The sequence below is a fragment of the Roseibium sp. 10G30-5 genome (genome assembly GCF_055809635.1).
Window position 1 is genome coordinate 2244636 of the sequence record NZ_CM147918.1, and the last position, 18711, is coordinate 2263346.

Genomic DNA, 18711 nt, shown 5'->3' on the forward strand with positions numbered 1-18711 from the left:
CCCAACGGTGTATAGCGCTCGCTTGTCGTTGTCCGTGTGTCGTCCCGACTTTCAAGAAAACTGATAGATCCATGAAACTGACCTCTGAAGACCACTCTGAATTGATCGAAACCGACGCTCTTCTTGTGGAGTTGACGGAGCTTGTGGCTGCCAGCGGAAAATCCGGGGCGGACCCGGAAACGCGCAATCAGGTCATGATGCGTCTGAAGACGGTGATGAAGAAGGGGCGTGAGGTCGCGGAAAAGCGGCTGGGCGAGGACGGCGGCGGAATGCAATGCGCCAAGCGTCTGTCGTATCTTCAGGACGAATTGATCCAGGTGATTTACCAGTTTGCTCTGACGCATGTGTATCAAGTTCAGAACCCTTCGGCAGCCGAGCGCATGTCGTTTCTAGCGGTCGGTGGCTATGGTCGTGGCACGCTGGCTCCAGGCTCCGATGTGGATCTGCTGTGCCTGCTTCCTTACAAGCAGACACCGTGGAGCGAGCAGGTGGTGGAGTATATCCTCTACATGCTGTGGGATCTGGGCCTGAAGGTTGGCCATGCCACGCGCACCATCACTGAGTGTATTCGTCTGTCCAAGAGCGACATGACGATCCGGACCGCCATTCTGGAAGCGCGCCATATCTGCGGCGAGAAAGCGCTGTCCGATGAGTTGATCGAGAAATTCGATAATGAAGTGGTACAGGGCACAAGCTCCGAGTTCATTGCCGCCAAGTTGCAAGAGCGTGACGAGCGTCACCGGCGGCAGGGATCGACGCGCTATCTGGTCGAGCCGAACATCAAGGAAAGCAAGGGTGGGTTGCGCGATCTGAACACGTTGTTCTGGATCGCCAAGTATCATTATCGGGTTCGGCGTCAGTCCGAACTGGTCAAAAAAGGTGTGCTGTCGCGCTCCGAGTACAATCGTTTCGTCAAATCGGAGGACTTTCTCTGGGCGGTGCGTTGCCACTTGCATTTTTTGACCGGGCGGGCCGAAGAGCGTCTGTCGTTTGACGTCCAGCGCGAGATTGCCATCCGCCTTGGCTATACGCAGCACCCGGGCATGCGCGATGTCGAGCGCTTCATGAAGCACTATTTCCTTGTTGCAAAGCAGGTGGGCGATCTGACCCGTATTCTGTGTGCCGGTCTTGAGGACCAGCATGTCAAGGAGCCGCGCAATCAGGGCTTTACCGGCCTGATGCGGCGCATCGCATCGGCGGGCTTTTCGGGCACGGCCCAAAAGGTCGAGGGCCTCCCGGGCTTTGAAGTGGAGCATAACCGGCTGAACGCGCTTTCGCCGGACGTGTTTGTGAAAACACCGGAAAATCTCATTCGCGTCTTCCATATTGCCAATCGCAACGGGTTTTTCTTTCATCCCGAGTTGACCAAGCTGATGCGCCGGTCGCTGAAATTGGTGGACCGCAATTTACGCCACAATCCGGAAGCGAACCGGTTGTTCCTGTCGATTCTGACAAGCCGCATCAACCCGGAAACCACTCTGCGTCTGATGAATGAAATCGGCGTTTTGGGCCGCTTTGTGCCGGAATTCGGCAAAGTTGTCGCGATGATGCAGTTCAACATGTATCACCACTATACGGTTGATGAGCACCTGATCCGGTCCATGGGCGTACTGGCGGAAATCGAGCGCGGCGATGCGCAGGAAGACCATCCGCTCTCGAATGATCTGATCAAGACTTTGCAAAATCGCAAGGTGCTCTATGTCGCGACGTTCCTGCATGATGTCGCCAAGGGGCGGCCGGAGGACCATTCCATCGCAGGTGCGCGCGTTGCGCGCAAAGTGTGTCCGCGCTTTGGTTTGAGTAAGTCGGAAACGGATACGGTGGCACTGGCTGATCGAGCATCATTTGGATATGAGCACCACGGCGCAGTCGCGTGATTTGTCGGATCGCAAGACGATCAAGGACTTCGCCGATATGGTGCAGTCGGCTGAACGGCTGAAGTTGCTGCTTGTGTTGACTGTGGCGGACATTCGAGCGGTCGGGCCGGGTGTGTTCAATGGCTGGAAAGGCCAGTTGCTGCGCACGTTATATTACGAATGCGAGCCTCATTTGACCGGCGGGCATACGCATATCTCGCATCGCTAGGAAATTGGCCGCGCAATGGACGATCTCATGGTGGATCTTAATGATGTGCCGGACACCTTCAAGCGGGACTACGTCAAGCGGCATTATGATGCCTATTGGTTGCGGGTGCCGCCAGAGCGTCGTCTTGCTCATGCACGGATGATCCATGAGGCTGATACCGGTGGCGAGCAATTGTCCTTTGATGTGCAGACCGACGCTTTTCGTGGTGTAACGGAAATCAGTGTTCTGGCCCCTGATCATCCGCGCTTGCTGTCGCTGATTGCCGGGGCGTGTTTCAACACGGGTTCTAACATTCTGGATGCTCAGATTGACACCACCAAAGACGGTTTTGCGCTCGACACGATCTCTATCGGTCGGGAGTTGCCCAATGATGCCGACGAATTGCGCCGTGGCGAACGAGTGACGGCCCTGATCAGCCAGAGTTTGCGTGGCGAGAACCGTATTTCGGACCCGGCGCCGAAGAAGAAGGCGGTCAAGGGTCGCATGAAGGCGTTCAAGGTGGAGCCGGAAGTTCTCGTCAACAATTCCTGGTCTGACGATTACACCGTTCTCGAAGTGTCAGGTCTTGATCGTCCGGGGCTTTTGTACGATCTGACGCGGACCATCGCGGCCTTGAATCTCAACATTGGCTCGGCCCATATCTCAACGTTTGGTGAGCGTGTGGTGGATGTTTTCTATGTCACGGATCTGACCGGACAAAAGATTGCCAATGTCGGGCGTCAGGAAGTGATCAGGGAGCGTCTTGAGGCGGCTGTCGAAGGGCATATTGACGTCAGTGCCTCGGCACCGATTGCCCGACAGGCCTCCTGAAGCGTATATATTTGCGGGGGTCTCACCCCCAAGATATCAACAGCATTCCGCAGCTCTTGCGGAGGGAACCGCTGATCCATGAGCCTCTTGAAAAACTTCGCAACCGTTGGCGGGGCGACAATGGTAAGCCGTGTTCTCGGCTTTGTGCGTGATACATTGCTGGCAGCTGCGGTTGGCACATCGCCGGTGGCCGACGCCTTTGTAGTGGCTTTTCGCTTGCCAAACCTGTTTCGGCGTCTTTTTGCCGAAGGGGCGTTCAATTCCGCCTTCATTCCGCTGTTTGCCCGTTCTGTTGAAGAAGACGGCGAGGCGGGCGCGCGCAAGTTTGCCGGTGAGGTGGCCTCTTCGCTGCTGGCAACGCTGTTGGTGTTGTTGGCGCTGGCGCAGATTTTCATGCCACTTGTGGTCTGGTGTCTGGCTCCCGGTTTCGTTGACAACATAATGAAGTTCGATCTGACCGTGCTGATGGCGCGAGTTGCCTTTCCTTATCTGGTATTCATGTCCTTTCTCGCGTTCATCGGCGGTATTTTGAACACCTATGATCGCTTTGGCGCCGCGGCGCTGGCCCCCGTCATGCTGAATGTGGTGATGTCACTGGTGCTGGCTTGCGTGCTGTATGTCGGGGTGAAAGATTCCACGACACTGGGTATTATTCTCGCCAGCGGCGTGACCTTTGCCGGTCTTTGCCAGTTGGGTGTTGTCTTGTGGGACATGAAGCGGTTGGGGTTTCGTATTTCCTTCCCGCGTCCCCGCTTTACGCCGGGCGTCAAGCGCTTGTTGATCCTTGGTGTTCCCGGAGTGATTTCAGGCGGTGTCACGCAGATCAATGTGGCCGTGGGGCAGGTCGTGGCCTCCATGCAGGCCGGCGCAAATGCGTTGCTTTATTACGCCGACCGTCTGTACCAGTTGCCGCTCGGCGTGATCGGCATTGCCGTTGGCGTGGTGCTGTTGCCCAGCCTGACGCGGCAATTGCGGGCCGGTCAGGAAGATGCCTATCAAAACAGTCTCAACAATGCGCTTGAGTTTTCGCTTGTGCTGACGCTGCCCGCAGCTGTGGCACTGGCAATAATCCCTCATGAAATCGTCAGTGTTCTGTTCGAGCGGGGGGCGTTCGGCGATGCCGCCACCAATGGCACAGCTACAGCCCTTGCCGCCTTCGCCATCGGTTTGCCGGCCTTCGTGCTGAACAAGGTGTTTTCACCCGGTTATTTCGCCCGTGAAGACACCAAGACGCCGATGTATTTCGCCGCTGTTGGCATGGTCATTAATGTGGTCATGTCGCTGGCGTTGTTTCCTGTCCTCCAGCATGTCGGCATTGCTTTGGCTACGACGATTGCAGGCTGGGTCAATACGGGGTTGCTGGTTGTCGTTCTCTGGCGGCGTGGGCACTTCAAGCCGGATGCGAAGGTTTTGAAGAACTTGCTCCTCATCCTGGGGTGCAGCGCGGTGATGGGCGTCGTCATCAAGGCACTGTCGCACGTCCTGCACGCCTGGTTTGCCGATCCGCATTTCGCCGTCAAGGCATCGGCGCTTCTGATGGTTGTGATTGCGGGCATGGTGTCCTTCGGTATTCTGGTGCAGGTCAGCGGTGCGAGCAATCTTCTTGGCTATGCCAAGCGCTTTTCGCGGCACAGTTAGTGTCTGGCAGCTTCGAAACACGCTAATTTCCGGTTCTTCCTCGGACTTTTCTTGCATGGCAAAGGTTGTGCTTCTAAGAGCTTGGGGACTCATTACTCAAGAGAGCCATTCCAACCGGCCTCTCCAGCAATAGGATGTTTTGATATGACGGCGTTCCAGCCCCGTGTCTTTTCCGGTGTTCAGCCGACAGGCAATCTTCATCTGGGCAATTATCTTGGCGCCGTTTCGCGCTGGGTGCCGTTGCAGGATCAGATGGAAAGTATTTTCTGTGTGGTTGATCTGCATGCCATCACGGCCGGGTTTCCCGACCCGCAAGAGCTTCAGAATGCCACGCGTGAAGTGACGGCTGCCTATATCGCTGCCGGGATCGATCCCAAGCGTGCTACGATTTTCAACCAGTCGCAGGTTCGCGCACACGCACAGCTAGCCTGGGTGTTCAATTGCGTCGCACGCATGGGTTGGCTCAATCGTATGACCCAGTTCAAGGACAAGGCAGGCAAGAATCGTGAAAATGCTTCTGTCGGGTTGTTTGCTTATCCTGATCTGATGGCCGCTGATATTCTGGCCTATAAGGCTACGCATGTTCCCGTCGGCGATGATCAGAAGCAGCACCTTGAATTGACCCGCGACATTGCGGCCAAATTCAACAATGATTTCGCGTCTCGTATCAAGGAGTTGGGCGTTGGTGTTCCCAATCCAACCCCGTCGCCGGAGCTGCCGGAAGAGCTGTTCTTCCCGATGACCGAGCCAATGATTGCCGGACCTGCGACCCGCATCATGTCGCTGCGCGATGGCACCAAGAAGATGTCCAAGTCGGATGCTTCCGATCTGTCACGTATCAATCTGAAGGATGATGCCGACACGATCGCCAAGAAGATCCGCAAGGCAAAGACCGATCCGGATGCCTTGCCGAGCGAGACGGACGGTCTGGAAGGACGGCCGGAAGCCGACAACCTGGTTGGCATCTATGCAGCGCTCTCCGGAGTGACCAAGGCAGACGTGCTGACAGACTTCGGCGGCCAGCAGTTCTCGGCCTTCAAGCCGGCATTGGCTGAGTTGGCGGTTGAAAAGCTGTCGCCTATGACGGGCGAAATGCGCCGTCTGACGGATGAACCAGGCGAGATTGACGCCATCCTCAAGGCGGGGGCCGAACGCGCCTCGGAGATTTCCGAGCCGATCATGGATGATCTCAGCCGGATTATCGGATTTCTGAAGGTGGTGTGAGCTGTAAGGCCTGCAAAACCAACAAACGCTTGAGCGCCCGGTCCTGCCGGGCGTTTTTTATTGCACTGTGTGTGGACAAGCGGTGGATTGTCTGTGAGCAATGAGGGGGCGCGCCAGACGCAGACCACCCGGCGCGCCAGCCTTTTGACCGTGGGAGGAAATATCATGCTGGTGACGACAACACCGACGTTACAGGGCCGCGAAATCCTGGAATATCAAGGGCTTGTGACTGGTGAAGCCATTCTCGGAGCCAACATCTTCAAGGACCTGTTCGCAGGTTTGCGCGATATTGTCGGCGGCCGTTCCGGTGCGTATGAGCAGGAACTGGGTCGGGCTCGCGAGATTGCGCTGTCTGAAATGCAGGCGAAAGCGCGGGACCTTGGCGGTAATGCCGTTGTCGGAGTTGATATTGATTATGAAACCGTCGGCAATCGCGGGTCTATGCTGATGGTCAGCGTCACGGGTACATCCGTTCTTATTCGCTGATCATTGGGGGCCGCCGAATAAAACACAACGGCGCGCCGCAGTGTGGGGGCGCGCCGTCTGTTTGAAAGTCTGAAAGAGCGGCTGCTCAAAGGTCTTACAGGCCTTCGAAAAGTGCCGTTGACAGATAGCGTTCGGCAAAGGAGGGAATGATGACGACGATCTGCTTGCCGCCCATACCATCCCGCTGACCAACCTTGATGGCGGCCGTCAGTGCTGCACCTGAGGAAATGCCCACCGGAACACCTTCCATTTTGGCCACTTCGCGGGCCATTGAAATGGCCTCATCGTTGGTGACTGTGGCGATCTCGTCGTAGGATTCCGTGTTGAGGATACCCGGAACGAAGCCTGCGCCAATGCCTTGAATCTTGTGCGGACCGCCCTGACCGCCAGACAGAACCGGACTGTCAGCAGGTTCTACGGCAACGACATGCAGGTCAGGATTGCGCTTTTTCAGGACGTCTGAAACGCCCGTGATCGTGCCGCCGGTGCCGATGCCCGCGACAAAAACATCAACATTGCCATCGGTGTCGTTCCAGATTTCCTCTGCGGTGGTCTGGCGGTGAATTTCCGGGTTGGCCGGGTTCTCAAACTGCTGTGGTACAACGGCGTTTGGAATTTCCTTGACCATTTCCTCAGCCCGCGCAATAGCGCCCTTCATGCCCTTGGCCGCTTCTGTCAGCTCCAGCTCTGCGCCGAGGATCTTGAACATCTTGCGGCGTTCCACCGACATGCTTTCCGGCATGACAAGGATCAGGCGGTAGCCCTTGGAAGCCGCCGTGAAGGCCAGCCCGATGCCGGTGTTGCCCGACGTCGGTTCGATCAGAACGGATTGGCCCGGCGTGATTTTGCCATCACGTTCCATGGTTTCGATCATGGCGACGCCGATGCGGTCTTTGACGCTGGAGATCGGATTGAAGAATTCAAGCTTGGCAAGCAGGGTCGCCTTGACGTTATGCGCCTTGGCCAATCGGTCGAGGCGAACCAGCGGCGTATCCCCGATCGTCTCGGTGATTGAGCCGTAAACACGTCCGCGTCCTGGTTTCTTCTCACTCATGACGAACTCCCTATCCTGTCAGACCTTGCAGTCGATTTTATCTCTTCTGAAAGCTAGGATTGATCGAGCACAATTGCGAGTCCCTGCAGACCAAAAGAAGATCGCAAAAGGAACGTAAATCTAAAATGGCGGTCTTTTTTAGAATGCAGTCTTGCGCAGCGGGGCTGCGGCTCTGGCGGGATCTTGATGATCGGAACTTCGGAGGGATGTGTTCACAAATCGCGTTTCGCAAAATGCAAAAAAAGCCCGGCAAATTTTGCCGAGCTTGCTTGCATAGGAGTTCTCACGGATTGCAGAGTTAGCCGTGGCCGGTGGACCCGAAGCCGCCCGTGCCGCGGGTGGTGTCATCCACATCTCCCGTTTCAACAAGGGTGGCCTGTCCGACCGGAGCGATGATCATTTGCGCAATGCGCATGCCACGGGTGATCGCCAGCGGCTCGTGACCATGATTGATCAGGATCACTTTCACTTCGCCGCGATAGTCGGAATCCACTGTGCCGGGACTGTTCAAAACCGTGACGCCATGTCTGGCAGCCAGACCCGAGCGAGGTCGCACCTGGCCCTCGTAACCGCGTGGGATCGCCATTGCGAGACCGGTCGGAATCATCATCTGGTGTCCTGGCTGCAACAGCAACTCGGTCTCGGTGGCGGCCAGAAGATCAAAGCCAGCGGCATCGGTGCTCTGATACTGGGGCAGGGGAAGGTCCGGATTATGAGCAAGGCGTTTGAGTTTGACTTCGACGCTCATGACGGCTCCATTTTCAGGGGTTCAAAGGTCATCTTTCGATTGAAGCCTAGCTGACAGCCTTCGTCAGAAATGGCAAGCCAAAGTTGATTGTTCAGGATTGCCTGACAATTCGTCGCCATCTGTGATGTTTGTCATTGGCCCATTCGGGGGCATCTTTTCTGCAGGGTAGGCAGGTCGGTCTGCCACGGCTAAGGAAAGAAACGATGTCACAAAATGAGCAACATCATCGAGAGCGCCAACCTGTGCTTTTTCTGGCGCATGGCGCACCGACGCTGGTGTTGGAAGATAGTCCGGCCAACGCGTTTCTGCGGCAGCTCGGGCAGGATCTGAAGCGCCCGAAGGCCGTGGTAATCATGTCGCCTCATTGGGAAACCGACAGCCTGAAGATCACAGCCTCCGGTCCGCTTACGACCATTCATGATTTCAATGGCTTTGCCGATGAGCTCCATCAGATACAATACCCTGCGGTAGCAGAAGACTGGCTGGTGCAACGGGTCTGCGGTGCATTTCAAGCGGCGGGGCAGAAGATTGACATCAGTTCCGAATGGGGGCTGGACCACGGTGCATGGGCGCCCTTGTCACTGGTGTTTCCAAAACCGGATTTCCCGATTGTTGAAGTGTCCCTGCCCATATCAGCAAGTCCGGCGCAGCTCGTTGAGATCGGGCGGGCGCTTGTGCCATTGGCGGACGAGGATATTCTGGTGATCGGCTCTGGAAGTACTACCCACAATCTGCGGCGCCTGTCACGGCATGGCGATGTGCCCGCCTGGGCCACCGCCTTTGACGGGTGGTTGGATGAAGGATTGGCGAGTGGCGATCTGGAACGCTTGACGCACCCTGAGGCAGTCGAGGAATTTCGACTGGCTCACCCGCGCGAAGAGCATTTGATGCCACTGTATTTTGCCTATGGCGCCGCGGGGCAAGATGCGGATGTGGAGTTGATGCACCGCAGCTACAGCTTTGGATCGCTGTCGATGTCGTATTTCCGCTTTGTCGCCAAGGAATTGACACCGCCGGTCGTAATCTAGTCGCTCTGCTGTCTTACTGCTGATCGACCTTCAACGCTTCGGCAGCTCGGGCGATGAGGCGGCGGGCCACTTCGGTCTTGTCGAGCTCGGGCCAGTCGTCCACGCCGCTCGCGCTTACGATGCGCACGGTGTTGGAAGTTCCGCCCATGATACCCGTTTCCGGGCTGACGTCATTGGCGACGATCCAGTCGGCTCCCTTGCGCGCCAGTTTGGTGGTGGCATTTTCGATCAGGTTTTGCGTTTCTGCGGCAAAACCGATCAGCAGGGTCGGGCGCAAAGTCGGATGATGGCCGATGGTGGCAAGAATGTCGGGGTTTTCGATCAACGACAGAGCTGGAGGCTGGCCCGTCCCATCCTTCTTGATCTTGTGTTGTGCGTCGCCATCGACGCGCCAATCGGCCACAGCTGCTGCCATGATGGCAATATCGGCGGGCAGTGCCTGGGTTACCGCTTGCAGCATATCGCGAGCGCTTTCCACGGGCAGCAGGTGAATGCCTTCGGGCGGCGACAGGTCCACTGGGCCGCTGACGAGCGTGACGTCAGCGCCTGCATTGCGGGCAGCGATGGCCAACGCATAGCCTTGACGCCCGGAGGAGCGGTTGGCGAGATAACGCACTGGATCAATCGGTTCGTGCGTCGGGCCTGCGGTGATGACCACCTTTTTCCCCTGCAAGGGCAGTGTACCGTCATCCGGCGCCGGTGCGCTGAAAAAGGTCTTTACCGCGGCGACGATGTCGGCGGGCTCTGTCAGGCGACCAAGCCCGGCCTCTCCGCTTTCGGCCATTTCGCCGCGCTGCGGACCGAGAAAGGTCACACCATCTGCTCTGAGCAGAGCAACATTGCGCTGCGTCGCGGCGGCATCCCACATTTTCGGGTTCATGGCAGGGGCAATCAGGATTGGCATGTCGGTCGCCAGCAGAACTGTCGAGGCCAGATCATCGGCAAGCCCCTGTGCCATTTTGGCCATCAGGTTGGCTGTCGCAGGAGCAACGAGAACCATATCCGTGTCGCGCGCAAGACGGATATGGCCGATATCATGTTCGGCCTCGCGGTCGAAAAGGTCAGTAAAAACCTTGTCGGCGCACAGGGCCCCAACCGTAAGCGGGGTAATGAATTTCTGTGCTCCCGCCGTCATGATCGGGCGTACAGAAGCTCCTTCAGCACGAAGGCGCCGGATAAGATCCAGCGCCTTGTAACAGGCAATTCCGCCTGAAATGATCAGCAGAATACGCTTTTGGCTTAGTGACACAGTGGCCCGCTCCCCGGTCAACCTTGCGGGCCGGTAAAGCTGCGCGGGGCAGGTGACACAACCCGAGATCCGGAGCCGGTCAACTGGTAGATGGCAAGACCGCGCTGGTTTTCGCCATTCTGATTGAAGCGGAAGAGACCGTCGATGCCGATGAAACCATCGCGGTTGGTCAGCACGCTTTCGGAGAACCGATTAGCCCCGGCGGAGCGCACCAACCCGGCCGCCAGTGTGACGCCGTCATAGGCAAGTGTCGCATTGCGTGGCGGCACAGAATTATAAGTGCTCTGGTAGCGCTGGGCAAACCCGCGATACCCCTTGTTGTCCGGGCCAGGATACAGGCCGCTGGCGACGATCGGGTTCTGCTTCATGTCGGATGTGTCCCACTGCCCACTGCCCAGAAGCTGGATATTGCCCAGATTGACACCCTTTTGTGCCAGCGTCTGCGCCACCAGCGGGGCAACGCCGCCGCCGGCCGGAATATAGAGTGCATCAGCATTCTTTAGGGAGCCGGCAAGACTGTCGATCTTGGCCATCAGGTCGGCAGTGTTGCCAGAACTGAGAGAATAATGCTCGATGTCCATCAAGCGCGCGCCCATGGCACCGACTTCCTGACGGAAAGCTGCTTCCACAATTGTGCCATAGCTGCCATCGGGGATGATCGCGGCGAAGGACCGCTTTTTCTTTTCCGTTGTCGCATAGTCGATCAGGCGTTTGACGCCGTTTTGTGGCAGAAAGGATAGTAGGTAGACCCCACGCTGGGCGACGGAGGAATCTGTCGAGAAGGCGACAATCGGCACACCGGCCGGGCGCGCAACGGTGGCGGCCCCCGCGACAGCCTGCGAGAAGATCGGTCCGAGGATCAACTCCGCGCCATCGTTGACGGCAGCTTGAGCGGCAGCCTGACCGCCAGCCTGTGTGCCTCCGGTATCCTTGACCAGTAACTGAATGTCGGCATTCGGGAAATTGCTCAAGGCAAGTTTGGCGGAATTTTCAAAGACAGTGGCGATCTGCGCCGATGGCCCGGATTTCGGCAAAAGCAACGCCACGCGTACCTTGCCGGATCCAACGACTTCGCCGGTGGCAAGCGGGGTAGGTGTCTGGGCAATCGACTGGTCCGTATAGGACCCCATCGTGGAATTGAGACAGCCTGCCAGAGTCATGGCGCTGACGCCCACAAACGCGGCGCGCAATCCAGTGGCGAGCGCCTGTCGGCGGCTCAGGCCGCCCATCGCTTTTTGCATGCGAGCAGCGTATCTTCCGAGTGAAGTCCGGGACTTGGAACAAGTCCGCGAGATGAGCCAAGCCGTGCCGATCACATTCGCCTCCTTGAAAAGCATCTCAAACTCTTACGGATTTGCCGTGGCGCTGTCCAGAGCAACGCCCGGTTTCGCCGGGAGAAACTGAGGTGTTCTCGATTGCGGGTCGGATTACGGTGTGGCCTGTGCTAGGGCGGGAAGCGATAAATGCTTTCAAATCGGCGGAGCAGATTTTTCTGCGTCAGGTGGCTTCTTACGCTTTATAACGCCATTTATAGCGCATTTTGGGGTTCACACCTTGTGCGCAGGCTCCAGATGGTGCTTTGACAGCGCCTCAAACTGTACAGAATTTCAAGGCGCACCCCCGCTTGGGCTCTGGTGTGCTCGACAAAGCAGGACCAGCCTCATGACGAGTGAAACCACCTCTTCGGAGCGACGCTATATCCTTTCGGAACATGCGTTTTCTGCACCGCGTCAGGAGCCGGGTCTTTATATCGTCTCCACGCCGATTGGAAACCTTGGCGACATCACCGTCCGGGCACTGGAAGTGTTGGCGGCGGCTTCTGTCATTGCCTGCGAAGACACGCGGGTGACCAGCACTCTGGTTCATCGGTTTGGCCTGAAAGCCAAACTGATCCCCTATCATGAGCATAATGCCGACAAGCAACGTCCGAGATTGCTGGACGCGCTGGAAAATGGCGAAGTGATTGCGCTGGTCTCTGACGCCGGCACGCCGCTGATTTCAGACCCGGGCTTTCGGCTTGTGCGCGATGTGGTGGCCGAAGGGCATCGCGTCTTTCCGATTCCGGGCGCCTCGGCCTTGCTGGCCGGACTGGTCGCCTCGGGCTTGCCCAGTGACACGGTGCTGTTTGCAGGCTTTCTGCCGCATAAAACAGGTGCCAAGGAAACGCGCATGATGGAATTGGCCAAAATTCGGGCGACCTTGATCTTTTACGACAGTCCTCGCCGATTGTCGGCAACGTTGACGTCAATGGAGAAGGTCTTTGGTGGCGCGCGTCAGGCCGTTGTGGCGCGCGAGTTGACCAAGCGCTTCGAGACATTTGAGCGCGGAACGATTGCCGAACTGATCGAAACCTTTTCAGGGGATGCACCCAAGGGTGAAATTGTTATACTGGTCGAACCGCCAGCGGAAGATGAGGCGGCAAGCGCTGCTGATGCGGAAACCCTGTTGAGTGAAGCGCTGGCCTCCATGCCGGTCAGCGCAGCTGCCAAAACGGTGGCCAAGCAGACGGGACGAGATCGCGGCGAACTGTACAAGATGGCCCTGTCTCTTCGCGACTCTGATGCCAACAGCGAAGGCTGACACACCGCCATGCAGCCCGATGAGACCCAGCGCAAACACCTCAGGACGCAGGCGTATCGTTGGGGGCACATTGCGGAAGGGCTGGCGATGGCATCACTCCGGCTCAAAGGCTGGCGTATTCTCAAGTGGCGGTACAAAACACGCGTGGGTGAAATCGACCTCATTGCCAAGCGGGGCAAGACCCTTGCCTTCATAGAGGTGAAAGCGCGCCAGAGCCGTGAAGATGCCTTGCTGGCGGTCTCGCCAAAATCGCAGCAGCGCATTGTCAACGCGGCGCGTCATTTCATCAGTGCGCACCCCAAGGCTGTTTTCTTTGACATGCGTTTTGACGTCATTGTCGTGCGTCCCTGGCACTGGCCGGAACACATTGTGCGAGCGTTCGATCCGCGCCAGTGACGGCTGTTTGAGGTCTGCTTCTGGACATTTACGGTTTCGGGTCGCATATGAGGAGCGAAACGCCTTTCTCATTTCCGACAACTCAAGGCGCACTTGCGGAGAATTTCCATGGCCCTGAAGGTCGCGGTCCAGATGGACCATATTTCCACCATCAATATCGCTGGCGACAGTGCCTTTGCGCTGATGCTTGAAGCTCAGGCGCGCGGGCACGAGTTGTTCCATTATACGCCGGATCGCCTGGCTATGATCGGTGATGACGTGTTTTGTGCGCTGGAGCCGGTGACAGTGCGCGATGAGCCGGGCAATCATTTCACGCTGGGCGAAAAACAGCGCATCAATATGGCTGATGTCGATGTGGTGCTGATGCGTCAGGATCCGCCATTCGATCTGGCGTATATTGCCGCAACTCATATCCTGGAAAAGGTGCACCCGAAAACCTTTGTGGTGAACAATCCGGCAGAGGTGCGCAACGCGCCGGAAAAGCTGTTCGTGACGGAGTTCGCGGATCTCATGCCGCCGACGCTCATCACCCGCGATCGCGACGAGATCGATCGTTTCCGGGCTGAATATGGCGACATCGTCATGAAGCCGCTTTTTGGTCACGGCGGTGCAGCGGTGTTCCGTATTACCGAAGATGATCTCAACTACGGCTCATTGTATGATTTCTTTGCCGCAACCTTCCGCGAGCCCTGGGTCATTCAGCAGTTTCTGCCGAACGTAAAACACGGCGACAAGCGTATTCTGTTGGTGGACGGCGAATTTGCCGGTGCCGTCAATCGTGTGCCTGCGGCAGGTGATCTTCGCTCCAACATGGTGCGCGGCGGTGCGCCAACTGAATCCGAGCTGACCGACAAGGAACGCGAAATCTGTGCTCGCCTTGGACCGGCTCTGAAGGACCGTGGCCTGCTGCTCGTCGGCATTGATGTCATTGATGGCAAGCTGACCGAAATCAACGTGACAGCCCCAACGGGCATTCGTGCCGTCAAGAAACTGGGAGGCGATGACATCGCTGCCATCGTCTGGGATGCAGTCGAGAAAAAGATAGCTGGCTGACACATGCCACAATCAAGCCCTTAAGACAGCCCCTGGTCCGGACACGGACCGGGGGCTTTTTTGACCTGATCGCTGGGCGGTAACTGTTTGGATCGTTTGACAAATATTCAAAAAACCAAGCCGTTATAGCTGCTGATCTTGTTTGTGCCCTGAATGGTGATTACCCCTTGAGGCAGATGCTTTCAAAAAAGGTGATCGAGATGAGAAAATGGATCAAGGGTACGACACGAGCCTGCGCGTTGATCATGCCGGTGTGCGTCGGCCTGTCCGTTGCGGCACCCGCCCAGGCCGCTGACAAGATTACGGTTTTCGCGGCGGCCAGCATGACCAACGCGCTTCAGCAGATTGGGAAGCAGTACCAGCAGAAGACCGGAACTGATGTGGTGTTTTCCTTTGCCAGCAGTGGCACGGTTGCGCGCCAGATAGAGGCGGGAGCACCTGCGGATGTCTTCGTGTCAGCGGATCAGGCCTGGATGAGTGATGTCGTCAAGAAAGGCGCGGTTGATCCGAAGTCGGTTGAAATCATGGCCCGCAACAGTCTGGTGCTGATCGGTCCGGATTCGGCCCGGCCGATTGCCATGACCAAGGATGCGTTTCTGCAACGCCTTGGCTCGCAGGGACGTCTCGCGGTGGGGGACGTCAAGTCGGTGCCTGCCGGCCGCTATGCACGCGAAGCTCTGATGAAGACGCAAATGTGGCCGGCACTGAAAGGCAAACTGGCGCAGCAGAACAATGTGCGGGTCGTCCTGGCCACGGTTGCCAGAGGCGACGCCCCGCTTGGCATCGTCTATGGCTCCGATGCACATATCGAAAAGCGCGTCCGTATTCTCGGGACGTTTCCAGCCGACACGCACAAGAAAGTGGTCTATCCGGCGGGTTTGACGAAGAAAGCTCGACCAGCGGCCGCCAAGTTCATGAAATTCCTGATGGGACCGAAAGCTCAGGGAATTCTTGAGAACAATGGCTTTGTGCCTGCCAGCGCTCATTGACACGAGCCATCCGAAAGGTGCCAATGAAGACGGTGACTTAAAGAGGTAGATGTGACCGTCTTCACGCTCAGACCAGACGAATGGGATGCCCTGCGGCTGACGCTTCAGGTGGCCGCGGTGGCGCTCGTCTGCTCGCTGCCGCTTGCGGTTTTTGCAGCCTTTGCTTTGGCGCGGTGGCGTTTTCCGGGTCATGGCCTGCTGAATGCTGTCATCCACATGCCACTGGTCCTGCCCCCTGTGGTGACAGGGTTTCTGCTGCTTTTGTTTTTCGGCCCGCATGGTCCCGGCGGTCGGTTTTTAAGCGCTGTCTTCGGTTTTTCGTTCGCCTTCAACTGGAAAGGCGCTGCCCTGGCGGCGGCCTTCATGTCGTTTCCCTTGCTTGTGCGACCGATCCGGCAGGCCTTTGAAGCTGTTGATCCCAAACTCGAGCAGGCGTCAGGGTCGCTCGGCGCGCATGGGCTGGTGACTTTTTTTGCGGTAACGCTGCCGCTGGCCATTCCAGGCATTCTCGGTGGCGCCGTGCTGGGCTTTGCCAAGGCAATGGGCGAATTCGGTGCGACCATGACGTTTGTTTCCAACATTCCCGGGGAAACCCGCACTTTGTCCCTGGCGCTTTATACGGCGATTCAGCAGCCGGACGGCGATCTGGCGGCCTATCGTCTCACGGCGATTTCCGCTCTGGTGGCGATGGTGGCCCTGTTGCTGTCGGAGCTGTGGGCGCGACGACTGAACCGTATCGTGCAGGGAGGGGAGAGATGATCGAGGCGTCTCTGACCAGTCGTGTCGGCACGCTGGATATCGACATTCAGTTTAAGGTCGGCTCTGGTGTAACGGCGCTTTTCGGGCCTTCGGGCGCGGGGAAATCGACCGCGGTCAATATGATCGCAGGCCTTTTGCGCCCGCACTCAGGTCGACTTGTGGTCGACGGAGAGGTTCTGTTCGACGCGCAACAGCGAGATCAACGTCCCCTTGCGCAAGCGACGCATTGGCCAAGTGTTTCAGGACGCAAGACTGTTTCCGCACTTGAGTGTCAAATCCAATCTGACTTACGCGCGCTGGGCTGGGCGTCGTCAGCCAGAGCGGTCGCTTGATGAGGTGGTGCAGCTTCTGGGCATTGATCATCTGCTGGAACGTCGCCCCGGGTCATTGTCCGGGGGGAACGTCAGCGCGTCGCCATTGGCCGAGCACTGTTGTCGTCGCCACGCCTGTTGCTGATGGACGAGCCGCTTTCCGGGCTTGATCAGGATCGCAAGAACGACATTCTGCCCTATCTTGAACGGCTGTGCCGCGAAACGAACCAGCCGATCCTTTATGTCAGCCATTCAATGGCGGAAATCCTGCGGTTGGCTCAGACACTGGTTCTGGTCCGCGATGGTCGGGTCAGCGCGTTCGGTCCGGTGGAAGACGTTTTGCACCATCTGCACCGAGCAGAAGGGTCTGTGGAGGAAAAAGGTCACTTGCTGACGGGAACGTTGTCTTCCCGAGACAAGTTCTGGGGCCTTACACGGGTGGGGCTTGCAGACGGCCAGATCTTTCAGGTGCCGGGTCTGGAAGGCGAACCGGGCAATCCGGTGCGGTTGTGGATCCGCGCTCGTGATGTGTCGCTGGCGACGTCAACTCTGCCCCAAAGCAGCATTCGCAATCAACTGCGAGCGGTGGTGACACAGATCGCCTTCGCCGAGGGGCCGTATTGCGAAGTTGTCTGCGCGCTTGCTGGACAACACATAAGCGCGCGCCTCACGCGCGCCTCAGTCGCGGACCTTGCTCTGTGCGAAGGGCGTGATGTGGTGATGTTCATCAAGAGCGTCTCACTTGATCTGGCCGGTCCATCGCGGACAAGTCCCGAAATCTCTCTCTGAAAATCGCGAAGTCGGCCTTTGATGTGCAGTTTGCCATGAGCTGATACATCACATCTATTTGTTTTTTCATGCCTATGGAAACATTTAGACATGTTTGAGGCAAATATGGCAAACTGAAAAATCCATATAAACCCTAGGTAAAGTTTCGTGAAAAAACGTTCTGGCACAGTGCTATAGGTGATTTTTACTATTCCCCTTTTGATCATATTAAATTTAGAAATCAAATTTAGGTTTTCAATTTGAAATATAATCTGTTTTCTTTAATGCGCGACCTCTTCATCCAAGACGAGCCGCGAGGGAACGATACGTTGGCGATTGCGACCAAAGCAATCGTAGGGAGGAATTCATATGAAGACGATCCTGTTGGCCGCTGCGACGGCAGCCACTTTCGCACTGTCCGGGTTCGCGCACGCTGAAGGTGCCTGCGATCCGGGTGAAACCGTGATCAAGTTCAGCCATGTGGTCGCTGCAACCGGCCACCCCAAGGGAGATGCTGCGACGCTGCTGGCCAAGCGCGTCAATGAGGAGATGAACGGCAAGGTCTGCATGCAGGTCTATCCGAACTCACAGTTGTTTGACGATGACAAGGTCATGGAAGCACTGCTTCTGGGAGATGTGCAGCTTGCAGCGCCTTCGCTGTCTAAGTTCGAAGCTTACACGCTGAAGTACCGGGTTTTCGACCTCCCGTTCCTGTTCAAGGATCTGGATGCCGTTACCAGGTTCACGACCAGCGACAAGGGCAAAGAGTTGCTCGGCGCAATGTCGGATTATGGCTTCCAGGGCCTTGGCTACTGGAGTTCCGGGCTGAAGCAGTTTTCTGCCAACAAGCCTTTGATCAAGCCGACGGATGCCGCTGGCCTTAAGTTCCGTGTGCAGACGTCTGACGTGGCGGTTGCCATGATCGAAGCCCTGAAAGCCAATGCTCAGAAGCTAGCCTTCAAGGAAGTTTATGGCGCATTGCAGACAGGCGTTGTTGATGGACAGGAAAACACCTGGTCGAATATCTACACTCAGAAGTTCTTCGAAGTGCAGGACGGCATCACCGAAACCAACCACCAGCTTCTTGCCTATCTTCTTGTGACATCGCAGGAATTTCTCGACAGCCTGGATCCGGACGTGCGCAAGCAGTTCCTTCAGATCACCGAGGAAGTCACGGCAACGGCGAACAAGGCCGTGGTCGATCAGGAAGCTGCCAACCGTCAGCGCATTCAGGATGCAGGCTCCAAGATCAGGACTCTGTCGCCGGAAGAACGTCAGGCCTGGGTTGATGTGATGAAGCCGGTTTGGGATCAGTTTAAAGACGATATCGGTCAGGATCTGATCGATGCCGCCGTGGCCTCGAACAACTGATCTGCTGGTGCCGTCTGATCTCGCAGGCGGGCACACATGTGACAGAAAGGGATAGAGCCGTTATTGGCTCTGTCCCTTTCGACGGCTCTTGAGCGCGGCCTCTTGGGGCGGTTGCAGAGTAACGGGGCTGCGCGCGGCAATGCCGACCAGCTCTCAATCACG

14 protein-coding genes and 2 pseudogenes are annotated in these 18711 nt (G+C 57.1%); 12 read left to right on the forward strand and 4 right to left on the reverse strand.

Translation table 11 applies throughout. The features are described 5' to 3' along the window. Window positions 1–71 precede the first annotated feature (71 nt). The 4 genes and pseudogenes from AC0L7U_RS11405 to AC0L7U_RS11420 all read left to right on the forward strand — a co-directional run bounded on the left by AC0L7U_RS11405 (window position 72) and on the right by AC0L7U_RS11420 (window position 6243). Window positions 72–2895 (forward strand): annotated as a pseudogene (locus AC0L7U_RS11405) ([protein-PII] uridylyltransferase). 78 nt (window positions 2896–2973) lie between these two features. Beyond that, window positions 2974–4533 (forward strand): murein biosynthesis integral membrane protein MurJ, encoded by a 1560-nt coding sequence (gene murJ, locus AC0L7U_RS11410; RefSeq protein ID WP_473690792.1) that lies wholly within the window; start codon window positions 2974–2976, stop codon window positions 4531–4533. Between the two features lie 144 nt (window positions 4534–4677). Next, window positions 4678–5757, forward strand: coding sequence for a tryptophan--tRNA ligase (trpS, locus tag AC0L7U_RS11415; protein WP_473690793.1), 1080 nt, complete (start codon window positions 4678–4680; stop codon window positions 5755–5757). A gap of 165 nt (window positions 5758–5922) precedes the next feature. Next, window positions 5923–6243, forward strand: a complete 321-nt coding sequence (locus AC0L7U_RS11420) for a heavy metal-binding domain-containing protein (RefSeq protein ID WP_473695780.1) — start codon at window positions 5923–5925, stop codon at window positions 6241–6243. A 94-nt stretch (window positions 6244–6337) separates the two neighbouring features. Here AC0L7U_RS11420 and cysK read toward each other — a convergent pair whose 3' ends face one another. Further along, window positions 6338–7297 (reverse strand): cysteine synthase A, encoded by a 960-nt coding sequence (cysK, locus tag AC0L7U_RS11425; RefSeq protein ID WP_473690795.1) that lies wholly within the window; start codon window positions 7295–7297, stop codon window positions 6338–6340. Window positions 7298–7595: 298 nt separating this feature from the next. Further along, a complete protein-coding gene (gene dut / locus AC0L7U_RS11430; protein WP_473690797.1) occupies window positions 7596–8045 on the reverse strand; it encodes a dUTP diphosphatase in 450 nt (149 codons plus the stop codon). 203 nt (window positions 8046–8248) lie between these two features. Here dut and AC0L7U_RS11435 point away from each other — a divergent pair, with 203 nt between their 5' ends. After that, on the forward strand, window positions 8249–9073 hold the full coding sequence (locus AC0L7U_RS11435; protein WP_473690799.1) for a dioxygenase family protein: 825 nt from the start codon (window positions 8249–8251) through the stop codon (window positions 9071–9073). A gap of 13 nt (window positions 9074–9086) precedes the next feature. On the opposite strand, the gene coaBC is transcribed toward AC0L7U_RS11435, so the two are convergent. Together coaBC and AC0L7U_RS11445 are read right to left on the reverse strand one after the other, a co-directional pair. Beyond that, complete coding sequence (coaBC, locus tag AC0L7U_RS11440) at window positions 9087–10322, reverse strand: bifunctional phosphopantothenoylcysteine decarboxylase/phosphopantothenate--cysteine ligase CoaBC (RefSeq protein ID WP_473690801.1); 1236 nt, start codon at window positions 10320–10322, stop codon at window positions 9087–9089. Between the two features lie 17 nt (window positions 10323–10339). Continuing rightward, window positions 10340–11563, reverse strand: coding sequence for a penicillin-binding protein activator (locus tag AC0L7U_RS11445; RefSeq protein ID WP_473690803.1), 1224 nt, complete (start codon window positions 11561–11563; stop codon window positions 10340–10342). A 421-nt stretch (window positions 11564–11984) separates the two neighbouring features. Here AC0L7U_RS11445 and rsmI point away from each other — a divergent pair, with 421 nt between their 5' ends. From rsmI to AC0L7U_RS11480, 7 genes and pseudogenes are all read left to right on the forward strand, one after another. Continuing rightward, a complete protein-coding gene (gene rsmI / locus AC0L7U_RS11450) occupies window positions 11985–12902 on the forward strand; it encodes a 16S rRNA (cytidine(1402)-2'-O)-methyltransferase (RefSeq protein WP_473690804.1) in 918 nt (305 codons plus the stop codon). Window positions 12903–12911: 9 nt separating this feature from the next. Next, entirely contained in the window at window positions 12912–13298 is a 387-nt protein-coding gene (locus tag AC0L7U_RS11455; protein ID WP_473690806.1) for a YraN family protein, read from the forward strand. Between the two features lie 108 nt (window positions 13299–13406). Then, window positions 13407–14351 carry a glutathione synthase gene (gshB, locus tag AC0L7U_RS11460; RefSeq protein ID WP_473690808.1) on the forward strand — a complete coding sequence of 315 codons (945 nt, stop codon included), beginning with the start codon at window positions 13407–13409 and terminating at the stop codon, window positions 14349–14351. Between the two features lie 200 nt (window positions 14352–14551). Then, complete coding sequence (gene modA / locus AC0L7U_RS11465) at window positions 14552–15340, forward strand: molybdate ABC transporter substrate-binding protein (protein ID WP_473690810.1); 789 nt, start codon at window positions 14552–14554, stop codon at window positions 15338–15340. A 51-nt stretch (window positions 15341–15391) separates the two neighbouring features. After that, the gene (gene modB / locus AC0L7U_RS11470; RefSeq protein ID WP_473690812.1) at window positions 15392–16099 is read left to right on the forward strand and encodes a molybdate ABC transporter permease subunit; all 708 of its coding nucleotides are present in this window, start codon (window positions 15392–15394) and stop codon (window positions 16097–16099) included. Next, window positions 16096–17199 (forward strand): annotated as a pseudogene (modC, locus tag AC0L7U_RS11475) (molybdenum ABC transporter ATP-binding protein). Before modB ends, modC begins: the two are co-directional and overlap by 4 nt. Window positions 17200–17547: 348 nt before the next feature. Further along, window positions 17548–18549, forward strand: a complete 1002-nt coding sequence (locus tag AC0L7U_RS11480; RefSeq protein ID WP_473690814.1) for a TRAP transporter substrate-binding protein — start codon at window positions 17548–17550, stop codon at window positions 18547–18549. Window positions 18550–18711 lie beyond the last annotated feature (162 nt).

What these genes read in the sequence shown, in the direction of transcription:
- gshB (WP_473690808.1), top strand. Translation starts at nt 13,407, where the DNA reads ATGGCCCTGAAGGTCGCGGTCCAGATGGACCATATTTCCACCATCAAT.
- AC0L7U_RS11445 (WP_473690803.1), bottom strand. Translation starts at nt 11,563, where the DNA reads ATGCAAAAAGCGATGGGCGGCCTGAGCCGCCGACAGGCGCTCGCCACT.
- AC0L7U_RS11435 (WP_473690799.1), top strand. Translation starts at nt 8,249, where the DNA reads ATGTCACAAAATGAGCAACATCATCGAGAGCGCCAACCTGTGCTTTTT.
- murJ (WP_473690792.1), top strand. Translation starts at nt 2,974, where the DNA reads ATGAGCCTCTTGAAAAACTTCGCAACCGTTGGCGGGGCGACAATGGTA.
- AC0L7U_RS11455 (WP_473690806.1), top strand. Translation starts at nt 12,912, where the DNA reads ATGCAGCCCGATGAGACCCAGCGCAAACACCTCAGGACGCAGGCGTAT.
- cysK (WP_473690795.1), bottom strand. Translation starts at nt 7,297, where the DNA reads ATGAGTGAGAAGAAACCAGGACGCGGACGTGTTTACGGCTCAATCACC.
- modA (WP_473690810.1), top strand. Translation starts at nt 14,552, where the DNA reads ATGAGAAAATGGATCAAGGGTACGACACGAGCCTGCGCGTTGATCATG.
- AC0L7U_RS11480 (WP_473690814.1), top strand. Translation starts at nt 17,548, where the DNA reads ATGAAGACGATCCTGTTGGCCGCTGCGACGGCAGCCACTTTCGCACTG.
- AC0L7U_RS11420 (WP_473695780.1), top strand. Translation starts at nt 5,923, where the DNA reads ATGCTGGTGACGACAACACCGACGTTACAGGGCCGCGAAATCCTGGAA.
- rsmI (WP_473690804.1), top strand. Translation starts at nt 11,985, where the DNA reads ATGACGAGTGAAACCACCTCTTCGGAGCGACGCTATATCCTTTCGGAA.
- trpS (WP_473690793.1), top strand. Translation starts at nt 4,678, where the DNA reads ATGACGGCGTTCCAGCCCCGTGTCTTTTCCGGTGTTCAGCCGACAGGC.
- dut (WP_473690797.1), bottom strand. Translation starts at nt 8,045, where the DNA reads ATGAGCGTCGAAGTCAAACTCAAACGCCTTGCTCATAATCCGGACCTT.